Origin of the sequence: Nocardia sp. CA-120079 (genome assembly GCF_050955745.1) — a bacterium.
Classification (GTDB): Bacteria; Actinomycetota; Actinomycetes; order Mycobacteriales; family Mycobacteriaceae; genus Nocardia.
Map to the genome: position 1 here is coordinate 1304997 of NZ_CP192088.1, position 23282 is coordinate 1328278.

At 65.7% G+C, this 23282-nt stretch carries 24 protein-coding genes and 1 tRNA gene; 16 read left to right on the top strand and 9 right to left on the bottom strand.

Annotated elements, in window-relative coordinates:
- The first annotated feature begins 97 nt into the window (after nt 1-97).
- From ACQPYR_RS05940 to ACQPYR_RS05980, 9 genes are all read left to right on the top strand, one after another.
- Nucleotides 98-784, top strand: coding sequence for a response regulator transcription factor (locus ACQPYR_RS05940; protein WP_433628545.1), 687 nt, complete (start codon nt 98-100; stop codon nt 782-784).
- 15 nt (nt 785-799) lie between these two features.
- A complete protein-coding gene (locus tag ACQPYR_RS05945; RefSeq protein WP_433628548.1) occupies nt 800-2272 on the top strand; it encodes an ATP-binding protein in 1473 nt (490 codons plus the stop codon).
- Nucleotides 2273-2400: 128 nt separating this feature from the next.
- On the top strand, nt 2401-3858 hold the full coding sequence (locus tag ACQPYR_RS05950) for a trypsin-like peptidase domain-containing protein (RefSeq protein ID WP_433628551.1): 1458 nt from the start codon (nt 2401-2403) through the stop codon (nt 3856-3858).
- A gap of 80 nt (nt 3859-3938) precedes the next feature.
- The gene (locus tag ACQPYR_RS05955) at nt 3939-4433 is read left to right on the top strand and encodes a MogA/MoaB family molybdenum cofactor biosynthesis protein (protein ID WP_433601315.1); all 495 of its coding nucleotides are present in this window, start codon (nt 3939-3941) and stop codon (nt 4431-4433) included.
- Nucleotides 4434-4619, top strand: coding sequence for a hypothetical protein (locus tag ACQPYR_RS05960; RefSeq protein WP_083898204.1), 186 nt, complete (start codon nt 4434-4436; stop codon nt 4617-4619). It begins immediately after the preceding gene.
- A 505-nt stretch (nt 4620-5124) separates the two neighbouring features.
- A complete protein-coding gene (locus tag ACQPYR_RS05965) occupies nt 5125-5799 on the top strand; it encodes an MspA family porin (protein ID WP_357467544.1) in 675 nt (224 codons plus the stop codon).
- 62 nt (nt 5800-5861) lie between these two features.
- The gene (locus tag ACQPYR_RS05970; RefSeq protein ID WP_062986512.1) at nt 5862-6530 is read left to right on the top strand and encodes an MspA family porin; all 669 of its coding nucleotides are present in this window, start codon (nt 5862-5864) and stop codon (nt 6528-6530) included.
- A gap of 309 nt (nt 6531-6839) precedes the next feature.
- The gene (locus ACQPYR_RS05975) at nt 6840-7514 is read left to right on the top strand and encodes an MspA family porin (protein ID WP_433628555.1); all 675 of its coding nucleotides are present in this window, start codon (nt 6840-6842) and stop codon (nt 7512-7514) included.
- Nucleotides 7515-7589: 75 nt separating this feature from the next.
- Complete coding sequence (locus ACQPYR_RS05980; RefSeq protein ID WP_433628558.1) at nt 7590-8261, top strand: MspA family porin; 672 nt, start codon at nt 7590-7592, stop codon at nt 8259-8261.
- 132 nt (nt 8262-8393) lie between these two features.
- On the opposite strand, the gene mscL is transcribed toward ACQPYR_RS05980, so the two are convergent.
- From mscL to ACQPYR_RS06000, 4 genes are all read right to left on the bottom strand, one after another.
- Nucleotides 8394-8801 carry a large conductance mechanosensitive channel protein MscL gene (mscL, locus tag ACQPYR_RS05985; protein WP_387293433.1) on the bottom strand — a complete coding sequence of 136 codons (408 nt, stop codon included), beginning with the start codon at nt 8799-8801 and terminating at the stop codon, nt 8394-8396.
- 110 nt (nt 8802-8911) lie between these two features.
- A complete protein-coding gene (locus ACQPYR_RS05990) occupies nt 8912-9625 on the bottom strand; it encodes an SAF domain-containing protein (RefSeq protein ID WP_433628560.1) in 714 nt (237 codons plus the stop codon).
- 110 nt (nt 9626-9735) lie between these two features.
- The gene (locus tag ACQPYR_RS05995; protein WP_387293431.1) at nt 9736-10032 is read right to left on the bottom strand and encodes an FmdB family zinc ribbon protein; all 297 of its coding nucleotides are present in this window, start codon (nt 10030-10032) and stop codon (nt 9736-9738) included.
- 69 nt (nt 10033-10101) lie between these two features.
- A complete protein-coding gene (locus ACQPYR_RS06000) occupies nt 10102-10689 on the bottom strand; it encodes a 5-formyltetrahydrofolate cyclo-ligase (RefSeq protein ID WP_433635026.1) in 588 nt (195 codons plus the stop codon).
- Between the two features lie 86 nt (nt 10690-10775).
- Between ACQPYR_RS06000 and ACQPYR_RS06005 the strand changes: the two genes are divergently transcribed.
- The 6 genes from ACQPYR_RS06005 (at nt 10776) to ACQPYR_RS06030 (ending at nt 16968) form a co-directional block, all read left to right on the top strand.
- Nucleotides 10776-11732, top strand: coding sequence for a UTP--glucose-1-phosphate uridylyltransferase (locus ACQPYR_RS06005; RefSeq protein ID WP_387293430.1), 957 nt, complete (start codon nt 10776-10778; stop codon nt 11730-11732).
- Nucleotides 11733-11932: 200 nt separating this feature from the next.
- Nucleotides 11933-13192, top strand: coding sequence for a molybdotransferase-like divisome protein Glp (gene glp / locus ACQPYR_RS06010; RefSeq protein ID WP_387293429.1), 1260 nt, complete (start codon nt 11933-11935; stop codon nt 13190-13192).
- 12 nt (nt 13193-13204) lie between these two features.
- On the top strand, nt 13205-13855 hold the full coding sequence (locus ACQPYR_RS06015; protein WP_433628565.1) for a GNAT family N-acetyltransferase: 651 nt from the start codon (nt 13205-13207) through the stop codon (nt 13853-13855).
- Between the two features lie 328 nt (nt 13856-14183).
- Nucleotides 14184-15257 (top strand): divisome protein SepX/GlpR, encoded by a 1074-nt coding sequence (sepX, locus tag ACQPYR_RS06020; RefSeq protein WP_433628568.1) that lies wholly within the window; start codon nt 14184-14186, stop codon nt 15255-15257.
- An 85-nt stretch (nt 15258-15342) separates the two neighbouring features.
- Nucleotides 15343-15415 (top strand) — tRNA-Ala (locus ACQPYR_RS06025).
- 1124 nt (nt 15416-16539) lie between these two features.
- A complete protein-coding gene (locus ACQPYR_RS06030) occupies nt 16540-16968 on the top strand; it encodes a DoxX family protein (RefSeq protein WP_433628570.1) in 429 nt (142 codons plus the stop codon).
- A gap of 406 nt (nt 16969-17374) precedes the next feature.
- Here ACQPYR_RS06030 and ACQPYR_RS06035 read toward each other — a convergent pair whose 3' ends face one another.
- Entirely contained in the window at nt 17375-18220 is an 846-nt protein-coding gene (locus ACQPYR_RS06035; RefSeq protein ID WP_433628572.1) for a class I SAM-dependent methyltransferase, read from the bottom strand.
- Between the two features lie 478 nt (nt 18221-18698).
- On the bottom strand, nt 18699-19316 hold the full coding sequence (locus ACQPYR_RS06040; RefSeq protein ID WP_433628575.1) for a hypothetical protein: 618 nt from the start codon (nt 19314-19316) through the stop codon (nt 18699-18701).
- 393 nt (nt 19317-19709) lie between these two features.
- Between ACQPYR_RS06040 and ACQPYR_RS06045 the strand changes: the two genes are divergently transcribed.
- Nucleotides 19710-20663 (top strand): NAD(P)-dependent alcohol dehydrogenase, encoded by a 954-nt coding sequence (locus ACQPYR_RS06045; protein WP_433628578.1) that lies wholly within the window; start codon nt 19710-19712, stop codon nt 20661-20663.
- Between the two features lie 197 nt (nt 20664-20860).
- On the opposite strand, the gene ACQPYR_RS06050 is transcribed toward ACQPYR_RS06045, so the two are convergent.
- The 3 genes from ACQPYR_RS06050 to ACQPYR_RS06060 form a co-directional block, all read right to left on the bottom strand.
- Complete coding sequence (locus ACQPYR_RS06050) at nt 20861-21436, bottom strand: hypothetical protein (RefSeq protein ID WP_433628580.1); 576 nt, start codon at nt 21434-21436, stop codon at nt 20861-20863.
- Between the two features lie 428 nt (nt 21437-21864).
- A complete protein-coding gene (locus ACQPYR_RS06055; protein ID WP_433628582.1) occupies nt 21865-22386 on the bottom strand; it encodes an alpha/beta fold hydrolase in 522 nt (173 codons plus the stop codon).
- Nucleotides 22387-22450: 64 nt separating this feature from the next.
- Nucleotides 22451-23095, bottom strand: a complete 645-nt coding sequence (locus ACQPYR_RS06060) for an HAD family hydrolase (RefSeq protein WP_433628585.1) — start codon at nt 23093-23095, stop codon at nt 22451-22453.
- Nucleotides 23096-23282: the final 187 nt, after the last annotated feature.

Below are 23282 nucleotides of genomic sequence, written 5' to 3' on the forward strand. Positions count from 1 at the left end.
GCTCGTCCAGCCCCTAGTGGGCGGCATCGATGCTGGCGCGGCGTGTCGGGTGGCGCCCTCTCAGTCGACTCTCAGTCGATGCGGTCAAACTGGGGGCATGCGCATTCTGGTAGTCGACGACGATCGTGCCGTCCGGGAATCGCTGCGCCGGTCACTGACCTTCAACGGCTACTCCGTCGATCTCGCGGTCGATGGAGTGGACGCACTGGAGAAAGCAACTGTGCAGCGACCGGACGCACTCGTGCTCGATGTGATGATGCCCCGGATGGATGGGCTCGAAGTTTGCCGACGCTTGCGCAGCACCGGAGACGATCTGCCGATTCTGGTTTTGACGGCGCGGGATTCGGTTTCCGAACGGGTAGCCGGACTCGATGCCGGTGCCGATGACTATTTGCCGAAACCTTTCGCACTAGAGGAATTGCTGGCCCGATTGCGCGCGTTGCTGCGTCGCCGGGCCACCGATCCCGGCGAGGTTTCCGAGACCATGACGTTTGCCGATCTGTCGCTGGATCCGGTGACCCGCGAGGTGACCCGAGGCGACCGCTCGATCAGCCTGACCCGCACCGAGTTCTCACTGCTGGAAATGCTGATGGCCAATCCGCGCCGGGTGCTGACCCGCAGCCGCATTCTCGAGGAAGTCTGGGGCTACGACTTCCCGACCTCCGGTAATGCGCTCGAGGTCTATATCGGCTACCTGCGCCGCAAGACCGAGGCCGAGGGCGAGGCCCGGCTCATCCACACGGTGCGCGGTGTCGGCTACGTGCTGCGCGAAACACCCCCGTAGGCGAGTCGACACCCCATGGCCAGAACCAATCCCAAGCGGCAGGTGGTCGCCGCGCTCGGCGCATATCCCTCGGAACCGCCGGATATGCGCCCGCCCATGCCCCTGACCAGGTCGGTCTCCCTGCGCTGGCGGGTCACCCTGCTCGCCGCCTCGGTGGTCGCCATCGCCGTGGCCGTCACCTCCATCGCCGCCTATGCCATGGTGGCCCGCGCACTGAACGCCGATGTGGACGCACAGCTCCGGGCGCGCGCGAACACCATGATCAACAATAATTTCGACAGTTTGGGTTTCCAGTCGATCGTGCTGGCCGGCCTGTACTCCAATGATGTCGGAGTGGCGTTGATATACGCGAAAGACAAGGCGTATATGCCGCCGCAGCAAACGATTCCGCCGGTCGGCGCCCAGGAACTCGCGGTCGCGAACGGTGAGCTGCCCTCGTCACTGCGCACCGTGAGTAATCAGCGGGTGCTCGCCATGCCGACGCATTCCGGCGCGACGCTGGTCATCTCGCAGCGACTGCAACCGACCCGCGAGGTATTGGACCGGCTCGCTTGGTTGCTGTTCGTCGTGGGCGGTTGTGGTGTTGTGCTGGCAGCGGCAGCGGGCACCGCGGTCGGTCGCACCGGGCTGCGCCCGATCGGACGGCTCACCGCGGCGACCGAACGGGTCGCCCGCACCGATGATCTGACACCGATTCCGGTAACGGGTGACGATGAACTCGCCAGGCTCACAGAGAGCTTCAACACAATGTTGCGCGCGCTCGCCGAATCGCGCGATAGGCAACGCCGATTGGTCGCCGACGCCGGACATGAATTGCGCACGCCGCTGACTTCGCTGCGCACCAATATGGAATTGCTGATCGCCTCCAGTCGCCCTGGCGCACCGCAGATTCCGGAACAGGACATGGCCGAACTGCGCGCGGATGTGATGGCTCAGATCGAAGAATTGTCGACGTTGGTCGGCGATCTCGTCGATCTGGCCCGCGAGGACGCACCCGAAACCGTTTACGAGCGAGTGGATCTCGGCGAGGTGGCCGAGCGCGCGCTCGAGCGGGCCCGGCGTCGCCGCGGTTCCATCGAGTTCGCCGCGCAGCTGCAGCCCTGGTTCGTATACGGCCACGAGGCGGGCCTGGAGCGGGCGATTCTGAATGTCCTCGACAATGCCGCGAAGTGGAGTCCGGCGGGCGTGCAGGTGAAGGTCACCATGCGGGAGACCGGTCGCGGCTTGCTCGAGCTCGATGTCGACGACGCCGGACCGGGGATCCCCGCCGCCGAGCGCGAGCTGGTGTTCGACCGTTTCTATCGGACCACGGCGTCGCGTTCCATGCCGGGCTCGGGGCTCGGCCTGGCGATCGTCAAACAGGTGGTGACCAAGCACGGCGGCACGATCACCATCGAGACCTCCGAGCGCGGCGGTGCCTTGGTCCGGATCGTGCTGCCGGGTGCGGCGAGCATGCTCGACGGCGTGGTCGACTCCGTAACCGATTGACGCCGTTGGAGACTAAGGTGATAGCTGGGCCTTACCTGGTCCGTCCGCAATACTCGGAAAACTGAAAGCAGCGTCTCAGTCCGCTCTCAGTCGTCGTCGCCAAGCTGGTCGAAGACGTAAGGAGAAAAATGACCGAGGATTCCAAGGAAGGCTTGACGCCGCAGCCGGATAACGCCGCGTCCGGTCCGCATCCGACCCAGGAGATCCCGGTCGCACCACCGGGCCAGACCTACGCGCAACCCGGATACGGGTCTCCGGCACCGTCACCGCGTCCGACGATCTGGCAGCAACGCATGCCGCCCAACCCGACTCAGCAATTCCCCGGTCCCGAAGCGGGTCCGGAATACGCTCAGCAATTCCCGGGTCCCGAGGCGGGGCCGGAATACGCTCAGCCGCCCTACGCCCCGCCCATCCCGCCCGGCGGGCCGTATCCCGGCGCCGTATTCGCCGCCGAGCCGCAGCCCGAACCGGCACGCCGCCCGGTCCGCACCGGTCTCGTCGTCGGCGCGGTCGCGCTCGCACTCGTCAGCGGTGGTGTCGGTGGCGCGGTCGGCTCGCTGGTCACCCGCTCCGATAACGGCCACGCCACGGTCACCAATGCCCTGGACGCGCCCAAGCCCAATGTCAGCAATGTCGCCAACGCACCGGCCGGCTCCACCCAGGCGGTGGCGCAGAAGGTGCTGCCGAGCGTGGTGATGATCAAGGTCGCCAGCAATCGCGCACAGGGCGAGGGCTCCGGCGTGGTGCTGTCCTCGGACGGTCTGATCCTCACCAATAACCATGTCGCCTCCGGCGGTGGCGCCAACGCCAAGATGGAGGTCGCCTTCGCCGACGGCACCACCGCACCGGCCACCCTGGTCGGCGCCGATCCGGTCTCCGATCTGGCCGTGATCAAGGTGCAGGGCAAGGACGGACTGACCCCGATCGAACTGGGCAGCTCGTCGAATCTCGCGGTGGGCCAGCCGGTCATCGCCATCGGCTCGCCGCTCGGGCTGGCGGGCACGGTGACCACGGGCATCGTCTCGGCGCTCAACCGTCCGGTCTCCACCAACGGTGAGGGCACCCCGAGCCAGGTGCAGCCGGTCATCGATGCGATCCAGACCGACGCCGCGATCAACCCGGGCAACTCCGGTGGCGCGCTGGTCGACGCCAACGGCAAGCTCATCGGCATCAATACCGCCATCGCCAGCCTCGGCGGCAGCGAGGCGACCGGTCAGCAGAGCGGTTCCATCGGCCTGGGCTTCGCCATCCCGGTCGATCAGGCCCGCCGGGTCGCCGACGAACTCATCAAGACCGGTCACGCCACCTACGCCCAGATCGGCATCAAACTGCGCCCGCAGGACACCGCCGCACGGGTGCTCGAGGCGACCCCGGACGGTCCGGCCGCCAAGGCGGGTATTCCGGCCAGCGCCATCATCACCAAGGTCGACAGCCGGACCATCGACTCGGGCGACGCACTCATCGCCGCCGTCCGTTCCCATCAGCCAGGAGACAAGGTGAAGGTCACCTACACCGATGAACAAGGCAACAACCCCAAGACAGTCGACGTGACGCTGTCCGGTGCGGCCGCCGACGGTGGCCGATGATGCGGGTCCTGCCCGGCGGATTGTCGGCACGACCGGGAGCCGACGCCCACCTCGTCGATCTGGACGCTACGGTTACCAACATGGAAATCGATGCTCCTGTCGCGGGGCGTGCTCTGGTGGTGGTCGTCGACGATCGAACGGCGCATGGAGGTGTGGATTCGCTCGGGCCGCTGGTCACCGAGCTGCTCACCGAGGCGGGTTTCCTGGTGGACGCTTCGGTATCGGTGCAGGCCGACGAGGTCGAGATCCGCAATGCGCTCAACACCGCGGTGATCGGCGGTGTCGACCTGGTCATCTCCGTCGGCGGCACCGGCATGTCCCCGCGCGATGTCACGCCCGAGGCCACCTCGCAGGTGCTCGACCGGGAATTGACCGGGATCAGCGAGGCGCTGCGTTCCTCGGGCCGGGTCGCCGGTTCGCTCGACGCCGGTCTCTCGCGCGGTCTGGCCGGCATCTCGGGCAGCACATTGGTGGTGAACCTGCCGGGCAGCCGGGCCGCGGTCCGCGATGGCATGGCAACCCTCGGTCCGCTCGCCAGCCGAGTGATCGGCGAGCTGTCCGGATTGGCGGAATAAATTACCGCCGCGGACTCCTCCGACGACCCTCGTCCGGCGACACGCCGGGCGAGGGACGCGGCGCGTCTGGCAAAAATTTTCGGTGAGGTCCTCCCGGAGACAACCGGCGATGAGCGCGGCGACGAGACCGAATCGTTATCCGACGACTGGCTCCGGTCGCAGGTTCCTCCCCATCACGGCTCGTGACTCATCTACGGTCCAGCCACGTACCATCGCTCGCGATCGCGCCTTCATCCATTGCGAATTCCTCACGCTGAAGTTTGCTTGACCTTCAAGTACGATGCTGTCCCGTAGTTACCATCGGCATCGTTGCGACTGCGGCCACCCTTTGTGGTCGTTTGGGTGGCGCTTATTTCCTGTTTATGCACGTCAAGCAATATGAGCATTTGAGACGGTGTGATCTAGATCACGTTGATCTTAATGAAAACTTACGTTGCCAGACCGTTACTGGTCGGTTTAATCTCGCCACGAGCCACCCACGCTGCTGGACCTCGCGGGCCCGGGTGCGGCACGTACGTTTGTCGACTCGGCGGAACCCGGCTCGGTTCCGATGCCAGCACTGACCGTTGCGCCGAAATAACAGTCGGTTACATACCGGCAACAATCGGGGCACAAACTGAGCTGGGCCTGAGAGGACCAACGTCCAGCCTCGATGGTCGAGGTTGACTGTTAGAACCTGATGAGGGGAAGTATGAGCGAGAACCGCACCAACGGTCTGCGCCGCGGTGCCCGGATCGCGGGCGTCGGCGCTGCCGCGGCCGTGGCCATGGGCCTGCTTTCGACCGGTGCTGCCAATGCCGATACCTTCGTGCCGTTGCCGGACGGCCAGAAGGGCGGCCCCGATGTGACGCTCACCCGTACTGGTGAGCATGCCCTGATTTCGCCTTCGTTGGCGGCCAACGGTGCCGGCCGTGTGGTCTGGGTTTCGGGCAACGCCGTTGCGGATGTGAACGTTACGCCGGAAGGCACTGTCGGCCCGAACAACGGCGCCTCGGGCGCCCCGGGCACCAACAACTCCTCGACCCATGGCGCATCGCAGCTGAGCACCGGCTACATCGTCGGCTGCCAGGTCAGCATCGCCAGCGACGCCATCTCGGCCGGTCTCTCCGGCGGTATCAACCTCTCGGGCGGTTCGCTCGGCGGTTCGATCGGCCTCAACCTCGGCCCCGGCGAGGTCAAGTTCGTGCAGATCGACTACAAGGACATTCTGAAGCCGGGTCGTTACTCGGTCGAGTACCAGGATGCCGAGATCGAGATCCAGGGCTGCGCTGGCTACGCCCAGGCGCGTGCCTACACCGTCGTCGAGATCATCGGTGACCACTACTCGAAGACCACCCTCTACGGGCAGCCGTTCAGCATCGGCTGACGTCGGTCAATCCACGAATATTCTTCTCGCTCAAGCGAATCAACCCTCGAGGGATTATCAGCATGATCAACCGTAAGAACGTGGCACGGGTGGCCGGTGTCGGCGCCGCTGCCACTGTCGCTCTTGGCCTGTTCTCCACCGGCGCCGCGAACGCCGATACCTTTGTGCCGCTGCCGGGTGGCTCGATCACCAAGACGCTGTCCGACGGCACCGTGGTCACCATCAGCCTGACCGGCGAATCCGCCAACATCAACCCGTCCATGGGCTCGACCCCGCTGCACCGCAACGCGTGGGTTTCGGGTAGCGCTCAGGTCTCCGTATCCGGTGACGGCGGCGGCTCTATCTTCCCGGGCTACACCGTCGGCTGCCAGGTGAACATCTCCGGTGGCGGCGCCACCGGTGGTGTCGAGGGCACCGCGGACTGGAGCGGCGACACCGTCACCGGTGGTGTCGGCGCGACCAGCGGCGCCAACCTCACCCTTGGCCCCGGCCAGTCGCAGTCGTTCTACGTGCTCGACCTCGAGCAGGCCGACGACTTCGGCAACGAGGCGCACAAGAAGCGCAACAAGTTCAAGAACGGCAGCGGCTCGGTCACCTGGGCCGATGAGACCATCGGTCTGACCGGCTGCGCCGGTTACGCCCAGGCTCGTGCCTTCGTCAGCGTCGAGGTGGAGACCGACAACGTCATCACCTGGACCACGCTGTGGGGCCAGCCGTTCAGCCTCGGCTGATCGACAGGGGCAGCGCACCCTGAAAACGCAAGCGGGCTCGTCGCATTCGCGGCGGGCCCGTTTTCGTTGCGAAACCCCCTGGTGCCCAGCCAAATTCGCAGATCGTAGCGGATCGAGCGGTAACATGTGCGAAATCTCACAGGAATACGGCGCAAACAACTAATATTGGGCGCACCCAAGATCGTCCACCGACGAGATTGTCGGCAAACCGCTTGATGGCCAATGTCTTTCCAGCGAGCGGTGTCCGCATGAAAGGGTTTTCGTCCTCGGTACCCCGAGGCCGACCGCTAGAATCCGATGAGGGGAAGTATGAGCAAGAACCGCACCAGCGGTCTGCGTCGAGGTGTCCGCGTCGCGGGTGCCGTTGTCGCCGCCGCTGCTGGGATGGGCCTGCTTTCGACCGGCGCTGCCAACGCCGACGTTTTTGTGCCGTTGCCGGACGGCCAGAAGCTGGGCCCGGGCGTGACCGTCAGCCGGACGGGTGAACACGCCTTGATTTCACCATCGTTGGCCGCGAATGGCGCGGGCCGAGTCGTGTGGGTCTCGGGTAACGCCAATGCCGATGTTTCCGTCACACCCGAGGGCACCATCGGCCCGAACAACGGCGCCTCCGGGGCGCCGGGTACCAATAACTCCTCGACGCACGGCGCTTCGCAGCTGAGCACCGGCTATATCGTCGGCTGCCAGGTGAGCATCGCCGATAACGCGATCTCGGCCGGGGTTTCCGGCGGTATCAACCTCTCGGGCGGTTCGCTCGGCGGTTCGATCGGCCTGAACCTCGGCCCGGGCGATGTCAAGTTCGTTCAGATCGATTACAAGGACATTCTGAAGCCGGGTCGCTACTCGGTCGAGTATCAGGATGCGGAGATCGAGATCCAGGGCTGCGCGGGCTACGCCCAGGCGCGTGCCTACACCGTCGTCGAGATCATCGGCGACAACTACTCCAAGGTCACCCTGTACGGAGCGCCGTTCAGCATCGGCTGACCGCGGTGGGATCTGTCGAATCTCTACTCGCCGAATCGAATTCATCGAACTCAATCGCTAGGGGTAGTACCAATCATGATCGATCGTAAGTTTGTGGCGCGCGTGGCCGGGCTCGGCGGCGCCGCCGCGCTGGCTCTCGGCCTGTTGTCCACCGGTGCGGCGAATGCCGACACCTTCATTCCGTTACCGGGCGGTCAAATCGTCAAAACGCTTTCCGACGGAACGGTTCTCACCATTCGGCTGGTGGGCGAATCGGCCAATATCAGTCCGTCCATGGGCGCGACACCTGTGCACCGCAATGCGTGGGTGTCAGGTAGCGCGCAGGTCGATGTGACCGACGGCTGGAACGGCGCGATCTTCCCGGGCTATATCGTTGCCTGCCAAGTGAATATCGACGGCGGCGGCGTCGACGGCGGCGTCACCGGTGGTCTGGACTGGAGCGACAGCCAGAACGTCAAGCCGAAGGTGAGCGCCAATAGCGGTGCCAACCTGAGTCTCGGTCCCGGCCAAGCGCAGTCGTTCTACGTGCTCGACCTCGAGCAGGCCGACGACTTCGGCAACGAGGCGCACAAGAAGCGCAACAAGTTCAAGGGCGGCAGCGGCTCGGTCACCTGGGCCGATGAGACCATCGGTCTCAGCGGTTGTGGTGGCTACGCGCAGGCGCGTGCCTTTGTCAGCGTCGAGGTGGAGACGGACAACGTCATCACCTGGACGACGTTGTGGGGTCAGCCGTTCAGTCTCGGCTGAGTCTCCGCTCGAAATGTGAACGGGCCCGTCGCATGTGCGACGGGCCCGTTTGCCTTGTGGCGCAGGCAATTACCGTATGTGATTGTGGCGCAATCGAATTCCTGACCATGTTGTCGGGCAGGGGGAATCGATTCAGAATTCGTGGCGTCCACCTGCGCTGCGCTGGCTGTCGGAGAGCAGGTCGCGGATCTCGATCAGCACCTCGGAATCGCTGAGCTTGGTGTCCGGGGTGGTGCCGAACCGCTTCTTCGCATGCAGTGCGGGCAGCACCAGCACGAAGTACAGCACCGCCGCGATGACCACGAAGTTGATGGCCGCGGTGATCAGCGGACCCACCTGCACGAAGGTCGCCGGTTTGTCGGCAATCAACTGGAAACCGAGGCCGAGGTCGTCCCGTTCGCCAAAGATGGCGAGAATCGGGTTGATGATGCCATTGGTGAAGGCGGTGACGATCGCGACGAACGCGGTACCGATCACCACGGCTACTGCCAGGTCGACGACGTTTCCGCGGAGTAGGAAATCCTTGAAACCCTTGAGCATTGCCGATATCTCCTCTTCGGGTGGGAGCTGACTCGTTGTGCTCGGCGGTTCGGGCTGCCGTACCGACCGATGCTAGTTGACCTTGATGGCAAATTCTCGGCGAACTGCGGTCAATGAAAAACCACGGTCAGCGCGGTGCGCAGCGAGGCGGCAGCAACCGCGGTGGCGTGCTCGGCGTCCATCGCGACCAGCACCACGCGCTCGGGCGCGCCGCGCCGGTCACCGGGACCGGATACCAGTACGACCGCCGCGTCGATTGCGAGCAGCCGGGCCGGCCGGGTGCCGGGACCGCTCTGCTCCTCGGCCCCGATGACATCCACCCGGTCACCCGCCCGCAGGATCTCCGCGACCGCGGAATCGGCTGGCCGGATGGGCACGATGCGGGCATCGCCCGCGCCGGTGGCGACCGCCGCCAGTCGCGGTCCGACGATGCGCAGATCGGTAAATACCTCGCCGGTGCGCATCCCGCCGGTCAGCGTCGCGCCGACCAAAACGGCGATATCGGCGACCGCGCCCGCGGGCAGTGCGGCGGATTCGCGAGGTGTCGAGCGCAGATCGGTCGGCTCGAGCAGATGGCCCGGTGGCAGATCGCGTCCGGCGACCACGACCTCGGTGCGTGCATTGCTGGGATCGCCGCGCAGGAAAAGGATGATCGCGAGTGCGGTGAGTGCTGCCGCCAGCAGACGTCGGGCGAGTAGCGCATCCGCCCAGGGGGGTCTGTTCCAACTCGCGCTATTCCAGATCGCCGAACGCAACGAGTCGCCGCGACCGAGGTCGGCGAAGGATCGGGTCTTGCCCGACGGAATGATGCCCAGGGGAGCCATGCCCGGAGCCTATGGTCACCGGTACTGCGACTCGCCCGGGAAAGGCGTGCCCTGTGGATAACGACAGCCCTGGGGATAACTCCCACAGGGCTGCTTCTATCAGGGCGAACTCAGCTGGCGACGGCCGTGCTGGTCGTGCTGGTGCTGCTGGACGAACCGGAATCCGAACTCGACGCCGAGCTGCCCGCACCGCTGTCCGACTTCGCGGGCTCGCTGGCGGTCGAGGAGCCGCCGCGGCTGTCGGTGCGGTAGAAACCGCTGCCCTTGAACACGATGCCGACCGAGTTGAAGAGCTTGCGCAGCTTGCCCGAGCACTCCGAGCAGACGCTCAGCGCCTCATCGGTGAAGGACTGAACGATGTCGAAGCGGTTGTCACACTGGGTGCACGCATATGAATAAGTTGGCACAGCATCCTCCGCAGGGTTCGTCAATCTGGCACTCTACAGCCGACAGTGCCAACACCGCTAATCGGCATTTCATTCCGCATCCTCATCGCCACCCAATCGATGCAGTCCGCCGTGCGGGGTGAGGGCCCAGCCCATGCGCAGATCGTGCGGTTCCTCGGGGAGCCGGTCGAGCAGTTCGTCGTCGCGGACCACTGCGATCAGCCGCGCCGTCGACCGGGCCGCGGGCAAGGTCCGGTCGTAGTACCCGGCGCCGCGGCCGAGCCGAACACCGCGTCGGTCCACCGCCAGCGCGGGAACCAGGATCAGCTCCGCCAGCGCGATCGCGTCGGTGAGCACCTCGCCGACGGGTTCCAGCAGTCCGAATCCGGCGCGCCGCAGGTCATCGATGCCGGTGAACTCGGCCCATTGCAGCGGTCCCGGCGGTCCGGTGACCGGCAGCAGCACCCGCGCGCCTGCCGTACGCAGCGCCGTCAGCATCGCCGTCGATCCGGGTTCCCCGCGTACCGGCACATACGCGCACACCCATTCGGGGACGTCCAGCTCGGCGACACTGTGGGCCAGCTCACGCGCCTCGTTTTCCCGGTCGGCGCCGGTCATCGCGGCCCGTCGCGCACCTATTTCGGCCCGCCAGGCATGTTTGTCGCGCTCGCCGGGCATCTCCACGGTGATCACCTTAAGCTCACCGGGACCCGAGTCGGCGTGATGGCCGCTTCGGGCCGGTGACGGATGGATAGGGTAGGCGTATGACAGCAAAGGCCGGACAATCCGCGAATGGCGCGGTCGTGTCGTGTTTCCGCACGGCCGTCGTGCCCGCGGCCGGACTCGGGACGCGGTTCCTGCCCGCGACCAAGACCGTGCCCAAGGAGTTGCTGCCGGTGGTGGACACCCCTGGCATCGAACTGGTCGCCTCGGAAGCCGCCGATTCCGGTGCGGAGCGGCTGGTCATCGTGACCTCGCCGGGTAAAGACGGCGTGGTCGCACACTTCGTCGAGGACTTGGTGCTGGAGGGCACGCTCGCCGAGCGCGGCAAGTTCCAGCTGTTGGAGAAGGTGCGCAAGGCGCCCGCGCTGCTGGATGTCACCTCGGTGGTCCAGGATGAGCCGCTCGGCCTCGGCCACGCCGTCGCCCAGGCCGAGGGCGCCCTCGATGACGACGAGGACGCCATCGCCGTACTCCTGCCCGACGATCTGGTGCTGCCGTGCGGCGTGCTCGATGTGATGAGCCGGGTCCGGCGCAAGCGCGGCGGAACTGTGTTGTGCGCCATCGACGTTCCCAAGGATCAGGTCAGCGCCTACGGTGTCTTCGACGTCGCGCCGGTCCCCGATGCGGTGAACCCGAATGTGCTGCGGGTCAACGGAATGGTGGAGAAACCCGCGCTCGCCGACGCGCCGTCGACCTACGCGGCCGCGGGCCGATATCTGTTGGACCGCGCCATCTTCGACGCACTGCGCCGGATCGAACCGGGCACCGGCGGCGAGCTACAACTCACCGACGCGATCGCACTGCTCATCGAGGAGGGCCATCCGGTCCATGTGGTGGTCCACCGTGGGTCGCGCCACGATTTGGGCAACCCGGGCGGTTATCTTCGTGCTGCGGTCGATTTCGCATTGGAACGAGAGGAATACGGCCCGGCCCTGCGGGAGTGGCTGCAGCATCGGCTCAGTGCGGACTGGGACCCACAGCTGACGACCTACGACTGATAGGCGCGGGCGTCGGGTTTCGCCGATAGTGGACCGTCGGGTACGAATGATGGTTCATCTGCGGTGTGAGCGACGGCTCGGAGGCGGCAGCTTGCGTAACCTCGCAGAGCCGCCGGAACACCGCGGATCGGGCAGAGCCGCGCGGGTTCGCTTGCGCGGTCGCGGAATCGGGTCGGTGCGGAGAGATCAGGAAGGGCTGGATGCGCTCGGTTGAGGATCAGCAGATCAAGGTGACGGCTGCGGCGGTCGCGCCCCGGCCGGTCCGGGTCGCGATCTCCGAGGCGCAAGGCCTGCTGTGTGCCGAGGATGTGGTCACCGAGCGGCCGCTGCCCGGCTTCGATCAGGCCGCGATCGACGGATATGCGGTGCGCAGCGTCGATGTGTCCGCCGCGGGCACCGATATCCGCGACGAGGACGGCGAACTCGTCGATCTGACGCTGCCGGTGGTCGGCGAGGTGGTCGCGGGTTCCAAGCAGCCGATCCGATTGCAGCCGCGCCAGACCGTGCGGGTCGACACCGGTGCGCCGCTGCCGACGCTGGCCGATGCCGTGCTGCCCTTGGATTTCACCGATGGTGGCCGGGCCCGGATCAAGGTGTACGAGCCGGTGCGCTCCGGTGACTATGTCCGGCGCATCGGTGACGATGTGCAGCCCGGCGATGTCGCGGTGCGTGCGGGCACCATCATCGGTGCGCCGCAGGTCGGCCTGCTCGCCGCGGTCGGCCAGGACAAGGTGCTGGTGCATCCGCGCCCGCGGCTGTCGGTGATCTCGGTGGGTGGCGAGTTGATCGACATCGACCGGACACCGGGGCCGGGACAGGTCTACGACGTGAATTCCTATGCGCTGGCCGCCGCCGCGCGCGACGCGGGCGCGGATGTGAACCGGGTCGGCATCGTGAGTTCGGATCCGCGGCGGCTGCGCGATGTTGTGGAGGGCCAGCTGGTTCGCTCCGAGGTCGTGGTGATCGCGGGCGCCATCGGCGGGTGGGCATCGGAGCAGGTCCGCGAGGCGCTCGAGGGGCTCGGTGAACTCGAAATCGCAAGGGTCGCCATGCATCCCGGCTCCGTGCAGGGTTTCGGTCGGCTCGGGCGCGATGAGGTACCGACTTTTTTGCTGCCGTCGAATCCCGTTGGCGCACTGGTGGTTTTCGAGGTCATGGTGCGACCGTTGATCCGAATCGCGTTGGGGCGCAGACATCCCATGCGCCGGATTATCCGAGCCAGAACGATCACCCCGATCACTTCCATGGCCGGACGCAAGGGCTATTTGCGCGCGCAACTCATGCGCGACGAGGCCACCGGCGACTACCTGGTGCAGCCGCTGGGCGGCGGCACGGGCGGTTCGTCGCATCTGCTCGCCACGCTGGCCGAGGCGAACAGTCTGATCGTGATCGACCCGGACGACACCGAGATCAGGACCGGTGACGAGGTCCGGGTCGCATTTCTCGCACAGCGTGGCTGAGGCGTGGAGACGATGAATGTGTTCCGGGTCACGCAGCATCCCGGCTGGCCCGCGCATCTGGGACCGCTGCACGTCGCGGCCGGGGAGGTGACATTGCGTCCGGTGCGGTTGCGCGATGCGGCGGCATGGAGCCGGATCCGGTTGCGCGACAGGGCGCATCTGGAGCCGTGGGAGCCGACCGGGCGCGGTGCCTGGGAGGCACGCAACCACGTGTCGAACTGGCCGTCGCTGTGGTCGAGTCTGAAGGCCGAGGCCAGGCGCGGTGCGATGATTCCGCTCGTGATCGAGGTCGACGGTGCGTTCAGCGGTCAGTTGACCGTCGGCAATATCGTGCGCGGTGCATTGCGTTCGGCGTGGATCGGCTATTGGGTGGCCAAGGATTTGGGCGGTCAGGGTGTGGCGACGGCCGCGTTGGCGCTCGGGCTCGACCACTGCTTCGGGCCGGTCGGATTACATCGGGTCGAGGCGACCGTGCGGCCGGAAAACCTGGCCAGTCAAGCGGTTCTGCGCAATGTGGGGTTCCGCGAGGAGGGGCTGCTGAAGCGGTACCTCGATGTGGACGGGGCCTGGCGCGATCACCTACTGGTCGGCATCACCGTCGAGGAGGTGGCGGGGACCGTCGTCGATCGACTGGTGCGCGATGGCCGGGCCACACTGCCCTGAAATACCGGTACGTCCGTGCTGTTTTCGACGCGCCCGGCCGACCTCGGCGCGCGGCGAAAATGGTGGAACTGTGACAGGTGTGGCGTATGTGCACGGCGCGCCTGACCGAACTTGGTGCGCCACGGAATTAACCTACGGACGTCGGAGGTGCGTCCCGCGCCACCGGCAAATCAGCCTGTGAGGCAGTGCCGAATACGCCTCACGGCGACCGGACGTTCCGTCCGTCCGAGGCGTTTTGCGGCGAGCGAACGCACCGCGACGGGGCGCGGTGCGACCCGGTCGAAAGGCCGAGCGGACGATGCGGCGGGGACGGAGGTGCAGAGGCGAGATGCCGAATTCGATCCTATGGATCGGCCTGGTCGTGCTCTGGGTCTTTGTGCTGTTCCCGATCCTCGCCGACCGGCACCCCAGGATCAGGCAGACGACCGACGCGGCGTTGGCGACCCGCGTATTGCACCGCGGAGGTTCCAAGCGGCGCACGAAGAGTGGCCCGGCCGCGGGACATGACAGTGATCCGGATTACCGCCCGACCCGAGTGCAGAGAAAGCTTTCCCACAGCGATGATGCGGAGGACCGGATGACCCCACCGGCCGACGAGCAGGTCACCGAGGACGACAATCCCGCGGACAGCCCGCCCGAAGCCGAGTCGGCGGTATCCGATGCCGAAATCGAGGACACGGACGACGAATTCGACGGTGCGGATAGTGAATTCGAGGACGAAGCCGACGAACTCGACGCCGCCGATTCCGATGATGCCGAAATCGCAACGGCCCGAACGGCTGCGAAGCAACCGGCGACCGCCGATGATGACCGGGTGGCTTTAGCGCACACCGAATCGACCGGTGCCCGAATCCCCCCGGCCCGGACGGCGGCGCCCGCCCGATTCGATGAATCCGACTCCGACGACTCGGATTTCGTGCCGACCCGGCGCGGCCGCGGCGGCTTCGACCCGGAGGCCGACGCCATCGCGCGCGCGGCCCGCTACACCTTCCGTCAGCGCGCGGTGCTCGGCCTCGTCCTGGCCGCCCTCGCCTTCGGTGGACTCTCGGTGGCGCTGAGCCCGATGTTCTGGTGGGGCTGCGGCGGCTCCGCGCTAGTCCTGGTGACCTACCTGGCGTACCTGCGCAAGCAGGTCCGCATGGAGGAGGAAATCCGCCGCCGTCGGCTGGCCCGCCTGGCCCGCAGCCGCGGCGAGCACATCGAGGCCGAACGCGAGGCCGAGCAGCGCGCCCAACAGCGCGTCATGGACCGCGACACCGCCCGCGCTCTGCGCCGCCGCTCCGCCCTCATCGAGGTGGACGACGAGGACCCCTCGTTCGACCACCTGGAGGCCTTCGACCCCGCCACCGCCCGCGCCCTGCGCCGCGGCACCGGCGACATGCGCCGCGCCGCAGGCGCCTGACCCATCCGCCCAGGTCACCTACACGATTCGGAGTCTGCCCACCCCGCCTGATACAGTGTCACAGCGCGGTTCCCCGGAGCCGCACGGGGCTATAGCGCAGTTGGTAGCGCGTCTCGTTCGCATCGAGAAGGTCAGGGGTTCGATTCCCCTTAGCTCCACAATTTGATATGAATAGTGCTGTTGACCAGGGGTTTTGGCATTCCTGTTCATGAGGACAACTACGGTCGGCTTCGAATATCTCCTGGTCAGCGCCTTTTTCCTGTTCTAGTTGGCCCGCCAAGGTGTGTTTCGTTCCCACTCGGTGTTGATTAAGTCGGAAGGCACTCTTTCATTACCGCGCCGGCGAGCCATGCTCGTCGCGAGTGGGTCTCACTGGGTGGTCATGGATTGAGGTCAGAGCCGAGCCTGCCCGTGTGTGTCGCGGGTGCGGACGCCATATTCGCGCAGCCGGTTCAACACGGTGGTCGGGTCGACGGCAAAGTGTTTCCCGACTCGTGCCAGGGACCAACCGGAACGGTAGAGGTGGATCGCCTCGTCGGTCTGGTCGGGGGATAGGCCGCATCGGCACGTCGTGCCGATGCAGGATGGCGCTGATGGTGCGGCGGTCGACACCGAACTGGTTGCTTAGTTCGTAAGTCGTTGCGCCAGAGACATAGTCGTGTATCAGCATTTGGATGTGGTCCTGATCGAGTTGTCGTGCCCACTTCGGCGTGGAGCGGCGGGCTGGCGAGGGTGAACTCTCGCCACCGATCGCGGTGCGGTCGTCATGACGACGTGGCTTGTCGGCCATCTGTTCTCGCGCCAGTTCGACGAGCACCTTCGCGATCTTGCGGGCATCGGGCGGATCATGACGGACTCCATGAACCGCAAGTTCGCCCCGCCCGGTAAGGGAAGTACAGGCGCAGGTCCGAGCTGCAGTGCACGCGGGAGGTTCCCGAGAACCTGCCGAGGTAGGCGGCTGAGGCCAGCCGCAACACGAGGTCGTCACCGGCGAAGGCGACGTCGATGTCTGCTGAAGTACTCATGCATAACGATGCCTTCCAGAACCACGATGTCCGCCAAGGACCGCCAGTATCCGCCCAGGGCGGGGCATTTCAGTGCGTGTGTCGACGGGATCAGTTCGAATCCGAGGGCCAGCTCTGGCCAGAACACAGCGCACATTCGGTCCCCACGGCGCGGTGAAGATTCTTTCGACCGCGGCGATGAGTTTTCCGGACCGCCCTCGTCCTTACTGGTGAACGCGCCACCAACCCGGCGCTACCGACCCAGAAGGAACAAGAAAATGACCGCCATCACCGCCACCCAGACCACCGCCGCCGTCCGCCCCGGCAAGATTCGCAACCGCGTCCTGTGGACCCTGCAGATCGTGCTCGGCCTGTTCTTCATTATCGCCTCCGGCGGCCCGAAGCTCGTCATCCCGCAGACTCTGATGGAAAACAACGCCACTGCCTTCTCGATCCCGTTGGCGCTGCTGGTCTTCATCGGTCTCGCCGAGGTCGCGGGCGGCATCGGACTGATGGTGCCGCGCCTGGCCGCGGCCGCCGCAATCGGTCTGGCGATCGTCACCTTCCTCGCCGCGGGCTTCAACGCCTTCTTGGCCGGCACCCCGGAGTTGGCTCCCTTCCCGCTGGCGCTCACCGCGATCTTCGCCTGGATCGCCTACGAGCGTCGGGCCTCGATCACCGCCCGCCGCGCGCTGATCAAGCGATGACCTGCGCATGACGTCCGGCTACCGGCGGCACCGAGCCGCCGGTAGCCGCGTTGTGCGTTACGGGGACGGTTAGGTCGGGTTGGTCGGGCTGTCTCATCGGAGTCGCGGGGCGGGCTGTACCGGGTCGGGCCGCCCGCCCCGCGTCCCTCCGAGTCATGTGATGACAGTGTTCTTTCCCCGGCGGACGGTTTGGTGCCCCAGTCCGACGCGCGGGCCTGTGTCGTGCCCAGGCGAATCTTCTTATCGCGCGTCCCGCACGCTCATGTGAGCCAATACAGGATGTTCAGCGCGGCAGTCGATCTCGCGTCTGTTCGACCGATATGCGGCATTATCGTGCTCCTCTGCCGTACCGTCACCGCCTGGCCCTCGCAGAGGGGTGAAGTTGCCGGACGTGGCCTGCGCTCGCTCAGGTGACCCGTGCGGCCACCAGGGTCTCGAAGGTGTAGGGCCGCAGGCCATCGGTACGGCCGGCGAAGTACCGCTGCTGGAGGTCTGCACGTGCGGGATGGTCCACGACCTTCAGCCCGCACCGGCTGATCAGCCTCTCGATCTCGGATACCGGCCAGCCAGGTTGAAGAGGCTCGCCGACAGAAGCCGCGATCGGCGTGTAGATACGGGCGAATTCCGTCCCCACGTCGTCGAGCGCACAGTCCTCGGCCCGGTAGGAGAACACCACCTCGGACCCGGGAGCAGCCGCCGCGATCGTGCGCAACCCCGACTCGATCGCCGGTGCCGTCAGATAGGGGGCGACGCCCGTCCAGCAGAACATCGCTGGCCGCGCCCAGTCGAACCCGGCCGGGCCCAGAGCATCCTGAACCGGTCCGGCCTCGAAATCAGCCGGCACGAATACCTGCGAGTCGCTGAGCGGCAGGCCGAGCTCCTCGACCCGCTCGAGCTTCCATGCCTGGGAGGCAGGGTGATCAACCTCGAACACCTTGAGCGAGCCGAGCAGATCCGGCCGCCGCCACGCGAACGAGTCAAGCCCCGCGCCAAGAATCACGTACTGCGTGAAGGCGCCAGCGGCCAGCCGGTCCTCGGCGTACCGGCTGCGGGTGCAGACAGCCGCGCGGGATTCGCGACGGACCGGGCCGGGGAACAGCGGATCGAACTGGTCTCGCAGCTGCTGCCATACCGGGCCGACAAGCGCCAGGGCCAGCACATCGTCCAGTACCCACGGCGACGCCGTCTCCAGGCGAAACAATCCACGCGACACGGCCGCAAACATCGCCGTCCTGCTCGGCGCGCTTTCCATGCATTCCTCCTCGCCGGCCAGAACCCAGCATGCCGACCACGCTCGTCCACTCTGCGCACTTCACAGGATGCGCCTGAAGCGCCCTGACGGCCATAGCCAGATCGCCTGGCCGCCACGATCTCTCACCATCGGGATACTCCAAAACGGCCATGCACGCCAGCATCACAACCGCCTGCACACCACCACATCCGGGACGCCACCAGGACCCCCGAGGCCCTCCGACTCGACCCCGCATGAATAAACAGACATAACGCGACTATGCCGCCTCGAGGCCAGCCCGCATAGAACGCTGGATTGCTGCCAGCGATCCGATCACCGGAAGCGAGACGCCCGCTCCTGGGCAGAAGCGGACCTTCATGACCGCGCGATAGGCGGCATTACCGACATCGTCCCGGCTGCTCCCTACAGGTCTGTTTACATCGAGGTTGCAGCGGCGCGACCCCCGTTTGCCAGGGAACCGTACATCGCGGTTGTTAGATCAGCTCTTGCGGAAGCGCCAAGGACGGGACAAGTGTGGTGCTGCCGCCGCGGCCAGCCCCACAGATTGGCAAGAAGCCAGCACGACGAGCGATACATCCGCGTGGCGGACAAGCTCCATGAAGCCTGCCGCGGAGAGGGTGCCGTCATTGGTGTGGATCGCGCCCGCCGAATCAATGTTTGGCGCCGTCAGTTGGACGATGTCGAACTTCTGATTGAGCAAGCCTTCTCGGATGCCTTGGGCAGAAGCTGATCTTGTGGTGATGGAGCTTCGAGGGAAATTATCCGTGACGATCCGCGCGTCCTCTGCGAGGAAGCGAGAATCGAAGCTGGAGATGAAGAACCCAGGTCGGCCAATTCGCTGAAACACCTCGATTTGTTGTGAGTCTCTCGGTGCGCTGCTGGGTGGGTCCTGCGGTGCAGTTTGACCGTGCCCATAGAGCGAGTGGGGCCGCCAGATCGCCATTCCGGCGACCAATAGCACCAAGAACAGAACCAGCGCAACCATGCCGATGACAACGAAGGTTCGATCAGCACCATCGGTCGATCCGGCTACAACCGCAAGGATGCCTTCAACTGCAAGGATGACCAGCGCAAAGAATCCCAAAGGTGTGCGCACGGCGTTGATGATCCCAGCGCGACCATCTCGGTAGTCGGCGGAAGGTATAGCAGACGTATCCGCTGGGGGCATAGTGCAACCCCTACGTTCCGTCCTTGAATCTTGTTGTGCCTTAGTGATGCCGATGAAATTCTGCACCATTATCGGCAAAGGCGGATGTCTCGCGTAGCAAGCGGTCTCGGCCGCGGGCCAGTCGGGCCGTTGCCCGGGCTCCCGTCCAGCGGCGTTGCGGCGTGCCAGCGGTCGGTCGAATTCTTCTCGATGCTGTTGTGCAGGATCAGATTTGGAGTGTCGGTCCGAAGGCCGACGCACTGTTCGCGCATCGTGGGACAGTCCGCCGACTAGACTTCGCCGTGTGCCACGCTGCCGTTCGCTCCTCCGTGCCGGCATCACATGAGAGCCGTTGTGTATGACCGCTACGGCGGTCCCGAGATGCTGTCGATCGCGGAAATCCCGGTGCCTTCCCCTGGGCCGAAACAGGTGCTCGTCCAGGTGCACGCGACGTCGATCAACCTCTCCGATTGGGAGACGCTGTTGGGGACGCCGCTGTATTCGCGTATCGGCGGGCTCCGGGCACCCAGACGCCCGGTTCTCGGATCCGATATCGCCGGACGGGTCGAGGCCGTCGGCTCCCAGGTCACTCTGTTCGCGCCGGGTGACGAGGTCTACGGCGACAATCTCACGCTCAAAGGCGGTTTCGCGGAATATGCCGTGGCTCCCGAATCAGCGCTGGCCCGCAAACCGGCGTCGCTGAGCTTCACCGAGGCATCGGCCCTGCCACAGGCGGGGGCGATCGCACTGCAGGGCACGGCCGATATCACCGCCGGTATGTCGGTGTTGATCAACGGTGCGGGCGGGGGCTCGGGAGCGTTCGCGATCCAGTTGGCCAAGAGCGCGGGAGCGCACGTGACCGGGGTGGACAACGCAGCCAAACTGGCGTTCATGCGCACGCTCGGTGCCGACGAGGTCATCGACTATCGCACCGAGGACTTCACCCGGACCGGACCGTACGACCGGGTATTGGACCTCGTCGCCCACCGATCGGTCTTCGCCTATCGCAGGTCGGTCGCACGCGGCGGCCGCTACCGCTGCGTCGGCGGCACCACCCGCGCGTTGCTGCGGATGACGACGGTCGGCGTGGTCGCCGGGATGGTGACCGGCCGCAGGCTCGGGGTCCTCGCGGTGAAGGAAGGGCCCGCGCACTTCACCCCCCTCGCGGAGTCGTGTGTCGCGGGCCGGATCGATATCCACATCGACCGCAGTTTCCCTCTCGACGAGACGGCGGCCGCGCTGGCCCATGTCGGTGCGGGGCGTGCCCTCGGCAAAGTGGTGGTCGAGATCCGCTAATCGGCATGAGCGTGCGTGCGAGGAAGCGGTGGAGGCCCGCTGGGGTGATTCCCTGCCGTCACGTTTCGTGAACACCTCCGAACCGGTGTAGGTGACGACACGCCAGCAGGATTGACGAACAACCTGACGTCACAGTTCGCGGACGAAGTCACCCATGTTTTGTGTCCTGCCGAAGGTGCGTACCTGTGACGCTCGACTTACGCCCGCGGTCGTCCTTGGGCATCCCTCGTAGAGATCCCACGTTCGCGGAGCTTGTTCAGGACGGTCATGCCGTCTACACCCAGGTGCCGACCGACTCGGGTAAGCGACCATCCCTGACCGTAGAGGTGGATGGCATCATCAATTTGGTCGGTGGTCAGGCCACGGCGGCGCATCGGTACGTGATGCCGATGAAGGATCTCGCCGACCGTTCGCCGCTCGATACCGAACTGGGTACCCAATTCATACACCGTCGCTCCAATCTCGTAGCCAGCGATCAACTTCCGAATCTGGGCAGCGTCGAGCTGGCGTGCCCGCTTAGGTTTGGACCGGGCAGGAGTCGACGGCATGGGCGCACTGGGATCCGGAAGTTTCCGGACCAGCGACTGCAACGCTTTTACCTGGCGTTTCGTGTTGTAGTAGCTTCCCCCAAGCTCCACCGAGTTCGCCATTGTGTACACCCAGAGGCGGACAGTTTCCCTATGCCGGATCCCTAGCATCGCCGCGACCACACCCCTGGCGACGCAGGCCTTCGACGAGCACTCCGACACGAGTTCGGCATGCTGCTCGATCACCTGCGGGTCATCCGGCGGTACGCACAACCGAATTCGGTGGCGTTGATCGATGAAAGGGGCGCGCTGACCTACCGCGAGCTCGACGACCAGTCGAACGCGCTGGCCTCCGCTTTGACCGCGACCGGCGCTAGCGGCGCCGGTAGGGTTCCTGCCTCGAGCCCTTTCGCTCGACAACCCACGCCGCGACTTGCGCTCGCGATACGAATCCGAGTTTGGTTAGCACGACAGTTGTATTTCGTTGTGCTGCATGGTGGTTGATTCTGCGACAGCTTTGTCGCTGATGTTGGATGATGTTGTGGCCGAGGACGTTTCGGTGTGGCGGGCGGGTTTCGATGAGGTGTTCGCGAGGGTGGCGGGGGTGTTCTATCGTGCGGACCCTGCTCGCGCGCCGAAGCCTCGACGATCCCTCCATCACTGCTCCCGCGATGCTAAGCGTTCACCAGTCGGCGAACCGCGGCAGCGACTTGCTCGGGTCGCTCGGCGGGGATGATGTGCTCGGAGGCGGCGTCCTCGTATTGCCCGCCGACCTGTTCGGCGTATCTGTGCTGGTATTCGCGCATGAGGTCGAGATTGCGAGCCTGGTAGCGGGCGGCATGGATCGCCGAGATGACGATGACGCCGGATTTCGGCGGTTCTGGTGGGCGGCGGCGGAATTCGTCGATCGCTTCCGGTGTCGGGTCGAGGAGGACGAGCCCAGCTGGCGACAGCGTTTCGGCGGCGCGACGGACGATCAGCCCACCCATGCTGTGGCCTACCAGGATCACCCGCCCCGGCGTGAGCGCCTGGACCAATGCCACCAGGGTGGCCGCCATGTCGTCGTTGTTCTGCGGTTCGGCGGCGCTGGCACTGCGGCCGCGACCGGCCCTGTCGTAGGCGACGGTGTGCGCGATGTCCCCAATCTCTGGTCCATCGGCCGTCAGGGTGTTCGGGTTGTGAAGCGTTGGGCCCACAAACGAAAGGCGAGTGCTCGGGTAGAGCACTCGCCTTTTTGATTTTGTGACGACTCGTAGGGGCCTACGCGGCGACGGTAGCGAGGCGGAGGTGATCCTCGATATCGGCGGGTGAGCCGGTGTAGTGGAGAGTGCGCAGACCGAGGCGGGCGGCGGCTTGGCAGTTGTCGGCACGGTCGTCGACGAACAGGACGCGGCCGGGATCGCGAACTCCGGTCGCGGCGAGTGCGTTTCGGTAGGTGTCGGGGTGGGGTTTGTTCATGCCGAGCCGGGCCGAGTAGAGGGCTTCGGTCATCAGCGGGCGCCAGTCGGAGGCGTCGAGGGCGTCGCCGACCGGATGGGGTGCGTTGGAGAGCAGCACCATCGGCAGATCTGCCCGCCGGACATGGTGGAGCAGTGCGACGACGCGGTCGTCGGTCCTGGTCCACATCGCGGTATCGACGCCACGCAACCGGGTGAGCAGTTCCGGGTCCGGGCGATGGCCGAGCACGACGGTCCAGAAGTCCGCGTCGTCGAACTCGCCGGAATCGTAGGGTTCGCGGGCGCTCCAGAAGGCAGTTTGGAAAAGCCCGAGCTGGTCCGCGTGCCATCCGGCGAGTTCGGCGAGCCCGCTCCACATAGGAACAGTGGGCTGCAGGCCGATGACTCCGTTGTAGTCGAAGATGATCGCGTCGAGTTCCACGGGCTGGTGAGGTAGTGCAGTTACCACCGGTTCTCCAAGGCTTGATGGGACGGGACAGCCACGCCCGCGATGAGCAGGGGTGGGCAGCATGAGGAGGGCGGTGTCGTCGCGGTGCGATGAGTGAAAGCTCTATCGCTGCCGCCGACGACCTCGCCGTAGCGAGTGGCCGCGAATCGGCTGCGTGGGTGTGATGATTCCCGCCTGCTTCCATGAC

Excerpts from the sequence above, each read along its gene's own strand:
- ACQPYR_RS05980 (WP_433628558.1), top strand. The coding sequence starts at position 7,590 with ATGATCGATCGTAAGTTTGTGGCGCGCGTGGCCGGGCTCGGCGGCGCC.
- ACQPYR_RS05965 (WP_357467544.1), top strand. The coding sequence starts at position 5,125 with ATGAGCGAGAACCGCACCAACGGTCTGCGCCGCGGTGCCCGGATCGCG.
- ACQPYR_RS06005 (WP_387293430.1), top strand. The coding sequence starts at position 10,776 with ATGACAGCAAAGGCCGGACAATCCGCGAATGGCGCGGTCGTGTCGTGT.
- ACQPYR_RS05940 (WP_433628545.1), top strand. The coding sequence starts at position 98 with ATGCGCATTCTGGTAGTCGACGACGATCGTGCCGTCCGGGAATCGCTG.
- glp (WP_387293429.1), top strand. The coding sequence starts at position 11,933 with ATGCGCTCGGTTGAGGATCAGCAGATCAAGGTGACGGCTGCGGCGGTC.
- ACQPYR_RS05975 (WP_433628555.1), top strand. The coding sequence starts at position 6,840 with ATGAGCAAGAACCGCACCAGCGGTCTGCGTCGAGGTGTCCGCGTCGCG.
- ACQPYR_RS05950 (WP_433628551.1), top strand. The coding sequence starts at position 2,401 with ATGACCGAGGATTCCAAGGAAGGCTTGACGCCGCAGCCGGATAACGCC.
- mscL (WP_387293433.1), bottom strand. The coding sequence starts at position 8,801 with ATGCTCAAGGGTTTCAAGGATTTCCTACTCCGCGGAAACGTCGTCGAC.
- ACQPYR_RS06035 (WP_433628572.1), bottom strand. The coding sequence starts at position 18,220 with ATGGAAAGCGCGCCGAGCAGGACGGCGATGTTTGCGGCCGTGTCGCGT.
- sepX (WP_433628568.1), top strand. The coding sequence starts at position 14,184 with ATGCCGAATTCGATCCTATGGATCGGCCTGGTCGTGCTCTGGGTCTTT.
- ACQPYR_RS05945 (WP_433628548.1), top strand. The coding sequence starts at position 800 with ATGGCCAGAACCAATCCCAAGCGGCAGGTGGTCGCCGCGCTCGGCGCA.
- ACQPYR_RS05955 (WP_433601315.1), top strand. The coding sequence starts at position 3,939 with ATGGAAATCGATGCTCCTGTCGCGGGGCGTGCTCTGGTGGTGGTCGTC.
- ACQPYR_RS06015 (WP_433628565.1), top strand. The coding sequence starts at position 13,205 with ATGAATGTGTTCCGGGTCACGCAGCATCCCGGCTGGCCCGCGCATCTG.
- ACQPYR_RS06000 (WP_433635026.1), bottom strand. The coding sequence starts at position 10,689 with ATGCCCGGCGAGCGCGACAAACATGCCTGGCGGGCCGAAATAGGTGCG.
- ACQPYR_RS06045 (WP_433628578.1), top strand. The coding sequence starts at position 19,710 with ATGAGAGCCGTTGTGTATGACCGCTACGGCGGTCCCGAGATGCTGTCG.
- ACQPYR_RS06030 (WP_433628570.1), top strand. The coding sequence starts at position 16,540 with ATGACCGCCATCACCGCCACCCAGACCACCGCCGCCGTCCGCCCCGGC.
- ACQPYR_RS05970 (WP_062986512.1), top strand. The coding sequence starts at position 5,862 with ATGATCAACCGTAAGAACGTGGCACGGGTGGCCGGTGTCGGCGCCGCT.
- ACQPYR_RS05990 (WP_433628560.1), bottom strand. The coding sequence starts at position 9,625 with ATGGCTCCCCTGGGCATCATTCCGTCGGGCAAGACCCGATCCTTCGCC.